We start from the raw sequence: 12,697 nt of genomic DNA, 5'->3' as shown, positions 1-12,697 counted from the left end.
CTGATTTCTTGATCTGGTTTTTTGGTTTTTTGGCAGGGTCAAGGTTGCGGATAACGTGCCTTGCGCTCCAGATCGTCTAGATCGATATGGTTGCGCATGTACTGCTGACTGGCGTCTACCAGCGGCTGGTGATCCCAACTCTTCAGCTTGCCGAGTGCCAGCGATTCAGCGACAAAGCGCCGCCGACGTTGGCTGGCGAGCACCTGACGGTGTATCGCCGGTATATCCCATTTGGCCCGAGCTTCAGCCAGAAAATCATCGAACAGTTGCTTATGGACAGCCGATTGACTCAACTCCTCACGCTCTTTTGGATCGTTTTGCACATCGAACAGCAGACACGGGTCCTGCTCCGAATAAATGAATTTGTAAGGGCCGCGACGGATCATCATCAGCGGACTGTTGGTGCCTTCGGCCATATACTCGCCAAACACTTCGTCATGGCCGCCCTCGCCCAGCAAATGCGGGAGCAACGACTGACCATCCAGCGGTAGCCCCTCGTTTAACTCACCCTCGGCCATTGCCACGAAAGTAGGCAGCAGGTCGGCCGTCGAGACCGCTGCACTCACACGTCCGGCCTTGAACTGCCCTGGCGCATACACCAACAGCGGCACCCGGGCGGACATCTCGAACCAGTGCATTTTGTACCAGAGGCCGCGCTCGCCCAGCATGTCGCCGTGGTCACCCGAAAACACGATGATGGTGTCTTCGGCGAGGCCGCATTCCTCAAGAGTTTGCAGCAGCTTGCCGACGTTACTGTCGATGTAGCTGCAGGCGCCGAAGTAAGCGCGCCGTGCGTCGCGGATTTTATCTTCCGGCAGCGGTTTGTCCCAAAGATCATAGACCTTCATCAGGCGCTGCGAATGCGGGTCCTGATCGGCCTGGTCCGGCTGGTAGTCCGGCATCGGGATTTCTTCATCGCTGTACAAATCCCAGAACGGTTTCGGGATGGTGTACGGATCGTGTGGGTGAGTCATGGAGACGGTCAGGCAAAACGGCTGATCGCCATCGTTGCGCACATGATCGAACAGATACTGCTGGGCCTTGAAGACCACTTCTTCGTCGAAGTCCAGCTGGTTGGTGCGAACGCATGGCCCGGCTTGCAGCACTGACGCCATGTTGTGATACCAGGTGGGGCGCACGTCCGGCGCATCCCAATTGACCGACCAGCCGTAATCGGCGGGATAGATATCGCTGGTCAGACGCTCTTCGTAGCCGTGCAACTGATCGGGACCACAGAAGTGCATCTTGCCGGACAAGGCGGTCTTGTAGCCCAGACGACGCAGATAATGCGCATAGGTTGGAATATCAGCCGGGAATTCGGCGGCATTGTCATAAGCGCCGATCTTGCTCGGCAACTGGCCGCTCACCAGCGTGAATCGCGACGGCGCGCAGAGCGGGCTATTGCAGTAAGCGGCATCGAACACCACGCCTTCGGCGGCGAGGCGGCTCAAGTTAGGCATTTTGACTGGAGACGAAGCGTAGAACGGCAACATCGGCGCGGCCATTTGATCGGCCATGATAAAAAGAATGTTTTTGCGCTTCATGAATTTCGCGGCATCCCATAGTGAATATTTATGCGAAAGTGCTGTGCTTGAGGATGGGACCCATGCGGTTTACGGTAAAGCCCATGCAAAGCAATGCCTAGGATAAGTACAGCTTATGTTTGAATCCCTCGGTGACATGTCGCTGGATCTACTTCGTGCGTTCGAAGTTGCCGCTCGTTTGCGCAGCTTCACCGCCGCCGCCATTGAGCTGGGCACCACGCAGCCAGCGGTCAGCCAGCAGATCAAGCGCCTTGAAGAACAGCTGGCGACTCGCCTGTTCGACCGGATCTACCGGGGCATCGAACTGACCGAGGCGGGGGAAGTGCTGTTCAGCCATGTGCAAAGCGGTATGCAATCCATGGACGCCGGTTTGGTTGCCGTCACCGATCAGAACCAGCACGAGGTGCTGCAAGTCGCGACGGACTTCGCCTTCGCGGCCTATTGGCTGATGCCGCGATTGCACAGGTTCCACAAAGCCAATCCGGACGTGGACGTCAGCCTGGTGACCAGCGAACGCAGCCACAGCATGCTGCGCGCCGATATCGACATAGCGGTGCTGTTTGGCGATGGGCGCTTCAAACAGGGCGAGAGCCGCTGGCTGTTCAGCGAAGAAGTCTTTCCGGTATGCAGCCCACAACTGCTGGCGGGCCGAGAACCGCCGTTGCCGACCGACGTACTGCGCGAATTCCCGCTGCTGCACCTGCGTGGTGAAGGCAGTGCCAACTGGTTTGACTGGGCAGGCGTGTTCCGCGCCCTCAACATCCCCCAGGCTCCGGCCCCTGGCCAACTGCGTTTTGATAACTACACGCTGCTGATCCAGGCAGCCATCGCCGGCCAAGGCGTAGCCATCGGCTGGCGCCACCTGGTAGACGCCCTCCTCGACCAAGGCCTCCTCTGCCGCCCCATCGCCCCTTCCGCTATTTCAGGCTACGGCTATTACGTCGTCCTGCCCCAACGCAAACGCCGGGTACAGATCGTCCAGCAGTTCGTGGATTGGCTGGCGAGTGAACAGGCGCGCAGTGGCGATGGGTTAGCGGGTAGGCCGCTGCCGTCGATTGCGGTCTGAAATCCGTTAGTGGATGCTCATCTGTGGGAGCGAATTCATTCGCGAAGCGTTGTGTGAGGCGCTGATGTATAGCCTGGAAGGTCGCCTTCGCGAATAAATTCGCCCACAGGTTCTGCATTCCGACCGGCTCATAACAGTCACACCACAAAATTCACCACTTCCCGCTTATGCAGATTCAACGTCAGCTCATCGGCGATACCCGCCGCCACTCGCGCCAGTCTTTCCAGCGGGGGTGCGAGGCCGGGTTCGAGGCTGGTGCTGATCTGGCTGAAGTGTTCGATGGTCAAACCGGCGACGCCCTGCGGGGCGTTGATCAGGGTCCAGTTGATGGGGGTTTGTTGGAGGACAGCAGACAGCGGTGATGCGTCGTTCAGTGTTGTGAAGTCGTCGATCAGGATCAAACGTTTGATGCCCATCCGCTGCATGGAGGTGAGCAATAATCGAACAACATCCGACGGCTCTGAAGGTTCCGGGCTGGCGTCCAGGAGGCAGATCACCACTGAACTGCCGGCGATGCTCTCGCAGACGGCATCGGCGTCGAGCAAGCTGCCGACCTTCGTCCTCAACCCCGGTCGCGGTGCCAGGGCGTTCAGGTCATCGAGGATGGCGATCACTTCGTGCTGTCGGCGGAGCATTTCGGCCATGAGCGCGCTGCCCAGGCTGCTGATTGCGCCGAACAGGACTATTTTCACGACGGGCGTTTCTGCATTCTTCATGGAAAATTGATCCAGGTCTGTGGATAACTCACATAAAGATTCAGACTCACGGCCTGATGCAGCGTTCAGCCAATTTCAAGCGGAGCAATGACGCAAATGTCCCAGATTCAGGGCTATCACGCCCATGTGTACTTTGACGAGGGCACCATTGAGCAAGCCCGTGCCTTATGCGAGGCCGCTGCGGAGAATTTTGGCGTCGCGATGGGCAGGATTCACGAGCGGCTAGTAGGGCCACATGTGGACTGGAGTTGCCAGTTGGCGTTCGACCATGGGCAATTTGCAGACGTCATGCTGTGGCTGGCGCTCAGTCGTGGCGGATTGGTAGTGCTGATCCATCCGCTGACGGGCGATGACCTGGCCGATCACACCGAGCATGCGATGTGGATGGGGGCGGTCAGGCCGCTCGATGTGGGGATGTTCAAAAGGTAACGCAGACTCTGTAGGAGCGCACGAGCAGCGCGAGGCCGCGATGGCGGTGTATCAGGCAGGCCGCCATCGCTGCCTCGCGTTGCTCGTGAGCTCCTACAGGAGGTATTTCAATTCGGACGATTATTCGATCAGTTCAGCACGCCATCCAGAATCGCATAAACAATCCCGGTACCGACCGCGATCAGCACCACGTCAGTGCCCATGCGGCGCCATTCGTAGCCGTCGTAATGCGGCAGGTGTTGCAGCGAACGGCTGTCCAGGCGTTTGCCGTAACCAGGTGGCAGCGGGCGGCCTTTGACGACATGGATGTTCGGCGGCAGCGGCTGACCACGACCAATCACGTCGCGATGCTGCTGAATGGTGTTGCGCACGTTATCAAAGTTCTCCGGTGGTCGATTGCCGCCCCGGTTGTCTTGATGCGCTTGCTGTTGCGGCCGATTGTCGTTGCCACGGCCTGGCGGACCCTGATTGCCTTGATCGTGACCACCTTTGCTTTGGGGCCCCGGTCCTTGTTGCTGGCCTTGACGATTATCGTCCGGGCCGCCGCGCTGATCTGGCGGCGCTGCTTGCAACAGCGGACTGGCGCTGATCATCAACACACCCAGCCCGGCAATCAAACGGTTCGGCAGTTTCATGTGCTGCTCCTGAAAAAATCGATGCGGCAAAAAGGGGTTCAAGACATCAGCCTTGAACCCCTTTGCCTAACCAGTTAGTGCATCAACTGGTGCATTGATTCCTTTGTATCAGGAACTTTACCTTCAGCCGATACGGGCGCCGCGCACGCCATTGGCCAGGGCCGCACACAGGCTCAGCACGTCGTCGACGGCTTGTTCTGGGGAAGCGGCATTGGCGATCTTGTCCACCAGTGCCGAGCCCACCACCACACCGTCTGCCAAGCGTGCAATTGCCGCGGCCTGCTCAGGGGTGCGAATGCCGAAACCGACGCAGATTGGCAGGCTGGTGTGGCGATGCAGACGGGCGATTGCGCCTTCAACGTGCTCCATTGTCGCCGAACCTGCACCGGTTACGCCGGCAACCGAGACGTAGTAAACGAAGCCGGAACTGCGCTCAAGTACACGCGGCAAGCGGGCATCGTCGGTGGTTGGCGTGGTCAGGCGAATGAAGTCGATGCCCGAGGCCTGAGCCGGAGTGGCCAGTTCGGCGTCATGCTCAGGTGGCAAGTCGACGATGATCAAACCATCGACGCCCGCTTCACTGGCGGCGGCCACGAACTTCTCGACGCCAAAACGGTGGATCGGGTTGTAATAACCCATGAGCACGATGGGCGTGGTCTGATCGTCGACTCGGAATTCACTGACCATTTGCAGAGTTTTCAGCAGGGTCTGACCGGCATCCAGTGCGCGCAAGGTTGCCAGCTGAATTGCCACGCCATCGGCCATGGGGTCCGTGAACGGCATGCCCAGTTCGATCACGTCGGCACCGGCCGCCGGGAGACCCTTCAAGACTTTCAGCGACGTATCGTAGCCAGGGTCGCCAGCCGTGACGAAGGTGACCAGCGCGGCGCGGCCTTCGGTTTTCAGCTGGGCGAAACGTTGTTCGAGACGGCTCATACCAGCTTCTCCTGATTCTGTTCGGCGGCAGCCATGTGGCTCATGACGGTTTGCATGTCTTTGTCACCCCGACCGGACAGGCAGACCACCATCAAGTGGTCGTCGCGCAGGTTGGTGGCGCGTTTCATGGCTTCAGCCAGGGCGTGAGCGGTTTCCAGGGCCGGGATGATGCCTTCGAGCAGACAGCAATGGTGGAATGCTTCCAGGGCTTCTTCGTCGGTGATGCTGACGTATTCGACACGCTTCACTTCGTGCAGGAACGCGTGCTCAGGGCCGATGCCCGGATAGTCGAGACCGGCAGAAATCGAATGCGCGTCAGTGATCTGGCCATCTTGATCCTGCAACAGGTAGGTGCGGTTGCCGTGCAGCACGCCCGGTACCCCGCCATTGAGGCTGGCGGCATGCTTGTCGGTGTTGACCCCATGGCCACCGGCTTCGACGCCGATGATTTCCACGCTGCTGTCATCCAGGAACGGATGGAACAGGCCCATAGCGTTGGAGCCGCCGCCGACGCAAGCGATCAGGCTATCGGGTAGACGGCCTTCTTTTTCCTGCAGTTGTGCTTTGGTTTCCTTGCCGATGATCGACTGGAAGTCACGAACCATCGCCGGATACGGGTGCGGGCCAGCCACGGTGCCAATCAGGTAGAAGGTGTCATCAACGTTGGTGACCCAGTCGCGCAGGGCTTCGTTCATGGCGTCTTTGAGGGTGCCGGTGCCTGAGGTGACCGGGATGATTTCAGCGCCCAGGAGCTTCATGCGGAACACGTTGGCCTGTTGACGCTCGATGTCGGTGGCGCCCATGTAGATCACGCAAGGGAGGCCGAAACGCGCTGCCACGGTGGCAGTTGCAACACCGTGCATGCCAGCGCCGGTTTCAGCGATCAGGCGCTTCTTGCCCATGCGCTTGGCGAGCAAAACCTGGCCGATGCAGTTGTTGATCTTGTGCGCGCCGGTGTGATTCAGTTCTTCGCGCTTGAAGTAGATCTTCGCGCCGCCGCAGAACTCGGTCAGGCGTTCAGCGAAATACAGTGGGTTCGGACGGCCAATGTAATCGCGTTGAAAGTAAGCAAGCTGCTCGACGAATTCCGGGTCAGCTTTGGCGGCTTCGTACTCGCGGTTCAGGTCAAGCACCAGCGGCATCAGGGTTTCGGCAACATAGCGGCCGCCGAATGAGCCGAACAGGCCATTGGCGTCTGGGCCGCTGCTGTAATTGGACTGGGTCATGTGACCTCCAGGGTCGTTAAGCGAATGAGTGAGCCGAATCGGCAATGAACACACTTTAACCAGCGCCGACTCCGATGAAAACCGATAAGATCGCTGCAACCTGTCAGGAAAACTCACAGATACCATGAGCCGCGATCTTCCTCCTCTGAATGCCCTGCGTGCCTTTGAAGCCGCCGCACGTCTGAATAGCGTCAGTCAGGCGGCTGAACAGCTGCACGTCACCCACGGTGCTGTTAGCCGCCAACTTAAAGTGCTCGAAGAACACTTGGGCGCCGCCCTGTTCGTCAAGGATGGGCGCGGCCTGAAACTCACAGATGCAGGCATTCGACTGCGAGACGCCAGCGGTGATGCTTTCGACCGGTTGCGTAATGTCTGCGCGGAAATCAGCCAGGGCAGCGCCGATGCGCCTTTCGTACTGGGCTGTTCCGGGAGTTTGCTGGCGCGCTGGTTCATCCCGCGCCTGGGTCGCTTGAATGCTGACCTGCCAGATCTGCGCTTGCACCTGTCGGCCGGCGAAGGTGATCTCGACCCCCGTCGTCCTGGGTTGGACGCTTTATTGGTATTTGCCGAGCCACCGTGGCCAGCGGACATGCAAGTGTTCGAATTGGCCGTTGAACGAATCGGGCCGGTGTTGAGCCCGCATTTCGCCCGCTACGCGCAATTGCAGAATGCACCGATAAAGGAATTGCTCGGCGAAACGTTGCTGCAGACCACGTCACGTCCGCAGGCCTGGCCCAGCTGGGCACGGCAAAATGGCGTTGACGCAAAAGCGCTGCGCTATGGGCAGGGTTTCGAGCATTTGTATTATTTGCTGGAGGCGGCCGTGGCTGGCCTGGGTGTGGCGATTGCTCCGGAACCCTTGGTCGTGGATGACCTGCGGGCCGGTCGCCTCGTTGCGCCATGGGGCTTCAGCGAAACCCCGGCGCAACTGGCGTTATGGGTTCCCAAACGTGCCGCTGACGGGCGCGCTCAATCTTTGGCCAAGTGGCTAAAAAATGAGCTGAAACGTTCGGGAAAACCCTAGCTCGATCAGAGCCGCGCGGCGATCAATTGCCGCGTTTGCACAACAGGTAAGCAGCCAACAGGCCTACCGCACCGACGGCAACGCCAGCAGTAGTCCATGGGTGCTCCTGAGCATAGTCACGAGTAGCGACGCTGGTTTCACGGGTTTTGACTTTGACGTCTTCATAAACATCGCTGAGCAGGCTGCGCGAATGGCTCAGCGCGCTTTCAGCGTTCGCTTTCAGGCTTTTGAGGGTCCTGCGCGATTCGTCCGAAGCATCGGATTTCAGGCTTTCCAGCGATTTGAGCAGACTTTCGATTTCCGCTTCCATGCTTTGCAACGAGGCTTTACGAAGTGAGGTGCTAGCCATGATGTTTCTCCTGCGATGGTGAGTGGCGTGTGTTGTTTCCGACTACAGGGTTTTCGGAAAGTGCGGTTGCATTTGTGCAAAGTCCTGAACTTTTCCGCTGATTTTCCCCACAGAGGTAATACGCATCATCACTGCTACGCTCGTATTGAGCCCTTTGGAGAACTGCCATGACTGATCATCACACGTACAAAAAAGTTGAGCTGGTTGGCTCGTCTACCACCACCATTGAAGACGCGATCAACAATGCGCTGGCTGAAGCCAGCAAAAGCATCAAGCATCTGGAGTGGTTCGAAGTCGCTGAAACCCGCGGCCACATCGAAGACGGCAAGGTTGCTCACTACCAGGTCACGCTGAAAGTCGGTTTTAGAATCGCGAACAGCTAAGCCAGACCTGAACTTTTGCACTGGCTCAATGCCATATCCTGCGCTAGACACATAGAATCCGCTGCTGCGAACAGTCGTTGAAGTGGTTAAATTTTTTCAGGTCCTTCTACGTACACGAGACATGAGCGACCTGTTTTGGCCTGACGAAGGAGTGTTTCCATGAAAAAGTTTCTATTGGTGGTAGGTTTGGTGAGCATAGCTGGCACCGCGATGGCTGCCGGTAAACCGTGCGAAGAGTTGAAGGCGGAAATCGACGCGAAGATTCAGGCCAAGGGCGCTGCTTCGTACACGCTTGAAATCGTCGACAAAGGCAGCGTGACCGACAAGACCGTTGTCGGCAGCTGTGAAGGCGGCGCCAAGGAAATCGTGTATCAGCGCGGCTGATCGATTGCAGATACAAAAAAACCGACCCAATGGGGTCGGTTTTTTTGTGCTCTCGAGAATGCCTGTTGGAGCGTGTGGGCGGCACTCCGACTTGCCCGCGAATAACGATGACGGGGTGTGTCGGGCTTATCGACGTGACTGATTCGCGGGCAAGCCCAGCTTCAACAGGTATCCCCATAACCTGTGGGAGCAAGCTTGCTTGCGAAGGCGTCGGTTCAGTCTTGCAGATGTTGCGGCTGTACCGTCCCCTTCGCGAGCAAGCTCGCTCCCACGGAAGATCGCCGAACCCCCGGGAGCGAGGCTTGCCCGCGAATACGATTACGCGGGATGTCTGGCTAACCGCATTGGCTGGTTCGCGGGCAAGCCTGGCTCCAACCAGTCAGATTTGCGCAGCCTCGGCGAGGATTTCATACGAACGCAGCCGGTCGGCGTGTTCATACATGTCACAGGTGAAAATCAGCTCATCGGCATCGGTCTGTTCCAGCAGCACATCCAGCTTGGCGCGGATTTTTTCTTTGCTGCCCACCATCGCCAGACCGAGGAAGTCGCCAACGGCTGCCTGTTCATGGGGCAACCACAAACCGGCCATGCTTTTCACCGGCGGCTTTTGCATCAGCGTCTGGCCGCGCATCAACGACAGGATCCGCTGATAGAGCGAGGTCGCCAGATATTCCGCCTGTTCATCGGTATCAGCCGCAACCAGAGGCACGCCCAACATCACGTAAGGCTTGTCGAGTACCGCTGACGGCTGGAAATGCTCGCGATAGACCCGGATGGCATCGCGCATGTAGCGCGGTGCAAAGTGCGAAGCAAACGCATAAGGCAGGCCTCGTTGTCCTGCCAACTGTGCACTGAACAGGCTTGAGCCCAGCAGCCAGATCGGCACATTGGTGCCCGAACCCGGCACGGCAATGACTCGCTGATCAGGGGTGCGCGGACCTAGATACGCCATCAGCTCGGCAACGTCGTCCGGGAAATCATCGGCACTGCCGGAGCGCTCGCGACGCAGCGCTCGGGCCGTCATTTGATCCGAACCCGGCGCGCGGCCAAGACCCAGATCGATGCGGCCCGGATACAGGCTGGCCAGGGTGCCAAACTGCTCGGCAATCACCAGTGGCGCATGGTTAGGCAGCATGACACCGCCAGCTCCGACCCGAATGGTCGAAGTGCCACCAGCGAGATAAGCCAGCAGAACAGAGGTGGCCGAACTGGCGATGCCGTCCATGTTGTGGTGCTCGGCAACCCAGAAGCGGTTATAGCCGAGCTTTTCGACATGTTGGGCGAGATTCAGCGAGTTGTGCAGGGACTCTGCGGGGCCTTTATCGTGGCGCACAGGCACCAGATCGAGGGTGGAAATCTTCACATCGGCTAAACGTTTCATAGGTCGTTAACGATCCTCGAAAGTGTTTTGCGGTTCTGGTGGCTGGCTTGGCTTAGCAAAAATGCCAGCGGTCAAAAACTCGCGGTTGATAGTGAGGATAAGCCCATATCTCACATATTCAACCCCTAAAGTAGAAAAATACTACTTTAGCTGTAGCCTTTTCCCACAATTGAACTTTATAAACCCGGCTATCCTCAGACCTTCATCGACGTGTGAAAACTTGTACACCATCCAAGAGGAGACATCATGAGCATTGTCAAAAAAGCATCCGCACATTGGGAAGGCGATCTGAAGACTGGCATCGGCAGTATCTCCACTGAAACCGGCGTACTGCGTGAGGCGCCCTATGGCTTCAAGGCTCGCTTCGAAGGCGGCAAGGGCACCAACCCTGAAGAATTGATCGGCGCAGCACATGCTGGCTGCTTCTCCATGGCCCTTTCGATGATCCTGGGTGGCGAGAATCTCACCGCAGAAAGCATCGATACCACCGCAGATGTGACGCTGGATCAGGTTGAAGGCGGCTTCGCGATCAGCGCTGTACACCTGACCCTGAAGGCCAAAGTGCCGGGCGCCACTCAGGAGCAATTCGACAAGCTGACTAAAATGGCCAAAGAAGGCTGCCCAGTGTCGAAAGTCTTGAACGCTAAAATCACGCTGGACGCTACTCTGGTCAGCTGATCAAAGTGCGGCATCCCATGACCCGCTCAGGCCTGGCTTGAGCGGGTCTTGTTGGTTTAGTGAGGGTGGCAGTTTCGGCGCAAGAGCCTTTCTGGCGCAGGCTGCGAGTTGTATCGAAGGAGTCGAGCATGAAACGTTTTGCATTAGCTGCTGTGGTCATGTCGCTGACCACCGGTGCCCTAGCGGCCCCGAAAGATTGTGAAGAACTCAAAGCTGAGATCGAAGCCAAGATCCAGGCCAACAATGTCAGCTCCTACACACTGGAAATCGTCACCAACGATGAAGTGCACGACCAGAATATGGTCGTTGGTAGCTGCGACAACGGCACTCGCAAGATCATCTATCAGAAGAACGATCGCTGAACCTCAAATACAGGTCACGCTACTTTCCTCGGCCAGCACCTTGCGCTGGGCGTCCAGCAGTTCGGCGGTGACGTCGTTGGTCAGTGAGCGGACTTCGATCATATAGCGCTGCCCTGCTGCGAAATGGTCGTACTTCAGCTCGACGAAACACGTAAGTTCGGTGTACTCATCGCCGATGGCCGTGAAGAGCCCGTAATGGATCTCATAGTCGTAGCGTACCTGCAGCTTGTGGCTGCCCGGCGATACCTGAAAGTAACGTCCATCGTAAGTGGTCTGACCATCGACTTTGTCGGCCATCACCAGTTTGCCGGTCATGGTGCGCATGTCCACCCAGGCTTGCTGCGGGTCGACGGCGGGCAGCGGGCCTGCGCATCCGGCGAGGGTGGTCAATCCTAGGATCATCAATAGAGGGCGCATGGTCGGCTCGATGTGAACGGAACGCGATGATGGTTGCGTCATGCCCAAGGTGTCCGGCATAACGGGTGATGTCTCGAACTTTAAGGCGATCCATGCCCGGTCTCAATCTTTTACGTCTGCGCCTTATGCCCGCACTGGTCTTGCTGCTATTGGGCGGTTGCTCAAGCGTCAATTACTACGACCAGTTGGTCAGCGGGCAGTTGCATCTGCTTGCCGCTCGGGAGCCGGTGGAAGATGTGATCGCTGACCCCGGCCGCGAGCCCAAACTGCGCCAGCATCTGGCCCAGGCACAGCTGGCGCGGACGTTCGCCAGCAGCCATTTGCACCTGCCCGATAACCAGAGCTACCGATTGTATGCCGACATCAAGCGCCCGTATGTGGTGTGGAACGTGTTTGCTACGCCAGAGTTTTCCCTGCAACCGATTACCCATTGCTTTCCGATTGCTGGCTGCGTGGCTTATCGCGGTTATTACAGTGTGGGTGGCGCTCGAGGCGCAGCGGCACTGCAGCGTCAGGCAGGCAAGGACGTATTTGTCGGTGGTGTCGAGGCTTATTCGACTCTCGGATGGTTCAATGACCCGATTCTGAGTTCGATGCTGGGATGGGGAGATGAGCGGCTGGCGGCGCTGATTTTCCATGAGTTGGCCCATCAGCGTTTCTACGTGAAGGACGACACAGAATTCAACGAGTCCTATGCGCGCTTCGTGGAGGAGCAAGGTGCGCGGCAATGGCGTGCAGCACGAGGCCTGACGGCACAGAGCGACAAGCAGTCGGAGCAGATCGAAGCGCTCACCCGGTTGGTGATCGCGACACGGGAGCGTCTGGGGCTGCTTTACCGTGAGCCTTTGAGCGCTGAACTGATGCGCCAGCGCAAGGCTGCCGAGTTTGAAAGGCTGCGCAAAGAATACCGCGACCTGCGTGATCAGCGCTGGCCGGGGGACAAGCGCTATGACGCCTGGATTAACTCGCCTCTGAACAACGCCAAATTATTACCTTTCGGGCTGTACACCCAATGGGTGCCAGCCTTCGAGGCGCTGTTCAAAAAGGTGAACGGCGACTGGCCAGCGTTTTATGCAGAAGTTGAACGGCTGGGCGCTTTGCCGATGGTGGAGCGTAGGCTGCGGTTGGAGGAATTGCACAAATCCCTGTAGGAGCCGTCGGAGGTTA

The 12,697-nt window shown here is 58.1% G+C and carries 16 protein-coding genes; 8 read left to right on the top strand and 8 right to left on the bottom strand.

Going from position 1 to position 12,697, the window contains the following annotated elements; all coding sequences use genetic code 11:
• Positions 1–38: 38 nt before the first annotated feature.
• The gene (gene betC / locus IV01_RS13395; protein ID WP_032628465.1) at positions 39–1,544 is read right to left on the bottom strand and encodes a choline-sulfatase; all 1,506 of its coding nucleotides are present in this window, start codon (positions 1,542–1,544) and stop codon (positions 39–41) included.
• A 115-nt stretch (positions 1,545–1,659) separates the two neighbouring features.
• Between betC and IV01_RS13400 the strand changes: the two genes are divergently transcribed.
• Complete coding sequence (locus IV01_RS13400) at positions 1,660–2,610, top strand: choline sulfate utilization transcriptional regulator (protein ID WP_032628464.1); 951 nt, start codon at positions 1,660–1,662, stop codon at positions 2,608–2,610.
• 137 nt (positions 2,611–2,747) lie between these two features.
• Here IV01_RS13400 and IV01_RS13405 read toward each other — a convergent pair whose 3' ends face one another.
• Positions 2,748–3,326: an NAD(P)-dependent oxidoreductase gene (locus IV01_RS13405; RefSeq protein ID WP_032628463.1), complete on the bottom strand. Its 579-nt coding sequence runs from the start codon at positions 3,324–3,326 to the stop codon at positions 2,748–2,750.
• 96 nt (positions 3,327–3,422) lie between these two features.
• Here IV01_RS13405 and IV01_RS13410 point away from each other — a divergent pair, with 96 nt between their 5' ends.
• Positions 3,423–3,755, top strand: coding sequence for a DOPA 4,5-dioxygenase family protein (locus IV01_RS13410; RefSeq protein ID WP_032628623.1), 333 nt, complete (start codon positions 3,423–3,425; stop codon positions 3,753–3,755).
• Positions 3,756–3,883: 128 nt separating this feature from the next.
• Here IV01_RS13410 and IV01_RS13415 read toward each other — a convergent pair whose 3' ends face one another.
• From IV01_RS13415 to trpB, 3 genes are all read right to left on the bottom strand, one after another.
• Positions 3,884–4,390, bottom strand: coding sequence for an anti-virulence regulator CigR family protein (locus IV01_RS13415; RefSeq protein WP_032628462.1), 507 nt, complete (start codon positions 4,388–4,390; stop codon positions 3,884–3,886).
• A gap of 123 nt (positions 4,391–4,513) precedes the next feature.
• Complete coding sequence (gene trpA / locus IV01_RS13420; protein ID WP_032628461.1) at positions 4,514–5,326, bottom strand: tryptophan synthase subunit alpha; 813 nt, start codon at positions 5,324–5,326, stop codon at positions 4,514–4,516.
• The gene (gene trpB / locus IV01_RS13425; protein WP_032628460.1) at positions 5,323–6,552 is read right to left on the bottom strand and encodes a tryptophan synthase subunit beta; all 1,230 of its coding nucleotides are present in this window, start codon (positions 6,550–6,552) and stop codon (positions 5,323–5,325) included. Before trpB ends, trpA begins: the two co-directional genes overlap by 4 nt.
• 124 nt (positions 6,553–6,676) lie before the next feature.
• Here trpB and IV01_RS13430 point away from each other — a divergent pair, with 124 nt between their 5' ends.
• On the top strand, positions 6,677–7,576 hold the full coding sequence (locus IV01_RS13430) for a LysR family transcriptional regulator (protein WP_032628459.1): 900 nt from the start codon (positions 6,677–6,679) through the stop codon (positions 7,574–7,576).
• Positions 7,577–7,598: 22 nt separating this feature from the next.
• Here the strand turns inward: IV01_RS13430 and IV01_RS13435 are convergent, their stop codons facing one another.
• On the bottom strand, positions 7,599–7,925 hold the full coding sequence (locus tag IV01_RS13435) for a DUF883 family protein (protein WP_032628458.1): 327 nt from the start codon (positions 7,923–7,925) through the stop codon (positions 7,599–7,601).
• A gap of 167 nt (positions 7,926–8,092) precedes the next feature.
• Between IV01_RS13435 and IV01_RS13440 the strand changes: the two genes are divergently transcribed.
• Complete coding sequence (locus IV01_RS13440) at positions 8,093–8,308, top strand: dodecin (RefSeq protein WP_032628457.1); 216 nt, start codon at positions 8,093–8,095, stop codon at positions 8,306–8,308.
• Positions 8,309–8,467: 159 nt separating this feature from the next.
• Positions 8,468–8,692, top strand: a complete 225-nt coding sequence (locus tag IV01_RS13445; RefSeq protein WP_032628456.1) for a DUF1161 domain-containing protein — start codon at positions 8,468–8,470, stop codon at positions 8,690–8,692.
• Between the two features lie 379 nt (positions 8,693–9,071).
• Here IV01_RS13445 and IV01_RS13450 read toward each other — a convergent pair whose 3' ends face one another.
• On the bottom strand, positions 9,072–10,073 hold the full coding sequence (locus IV01_RS13450) for an LLM class flavin-dependent oxidoreductase (protein WP_032628455.1): 1,002 nt from the start codon (positions 10,071–10,073) through the stop codon (positions 9,072–9,074).
• Positions 10,074–10,319: 246 nt separating this feature from the next.
• On the opposite strand from IV01_RS13450, the gene IV01_RS13455 reads away from it, so the two are divergent.
• Both IV01_RS13455 and IV01_RS13460 read left to right on the top strand, forming a co-directional pair.
• Positions 10,320–10,751 carry an OsmC family protein gene (locus tag IV01_RS13455; RefSeq protein ID WP_032628454.1) on the top strand — a complete coding sequence of 144 codons (432 nt, stop codon included), beginning with the start codon at positions 10,320–10,322 and terminating at the stop codon, positions 10,749–10,751.
• A gap of 128 nt (positions 10,752–10,879) precedes the next feature.
• Positions 10,880–11,113 (top strand): DUF1161 domain-containing protein, encoded by a 234-nt coding sequence (locus IV01_RS13460; protein ID WP_032628453.1) that lies wholly within the window; start codon positions 10,880–10,882, stop codon positions 11,111–11,113.
• A 3-nt stretch (positions 11,114–11,116) separates the two neighbouring features.
• On the opposite strand, the gene IV01_RS13465 is transcribed toward IV01_RS13460, so the two are convergent.
• The gene (locus IV01_RS13465; RefSeq protein ID WP_080290297.1) at positions 11,117–11,530 is read right to left on the bottom strand and encodes a hypothetical protein; all 414 of its coding nucleotides are present in this window, start codon (positions 11,528–11,530) and stop codon (positions 11,117–11,119) included.
• A gap of 92 nt (positions 11,531–11,622) precedes the next feature.
• Between IV01_RS13465 and IV01_RS13470 the strand changes: the two genes are divergently transcribed.
• On the top strand, positions 11,623–12,681 hold the full coding sequence (locus tag IV01_RS13470; protein WP_032628452.1) for an aminopeptidase: 1,059 nt from the start codon (positions 11,623–11,625) through the stop codon (positions 12,679–12,681).
• Positions 12,682–12,697: the final 16 nt, after the last annotated feature.

Source organism: Pseudomonas syringae (assembly GCF_000737245.1).
GTDB classification, from domain to species: Bacteria; Pseudomonadota; Gammaproteobacteria; order Pseudomonadales; family Pseudomonadaceae; genus Aquipseudomonas; species Aquipseudomonas syringae_J.
Note: the sequence above shows the minus strand (reverse complement) of the source record. Positions and strands in the feature narration are given on the sequence as shown.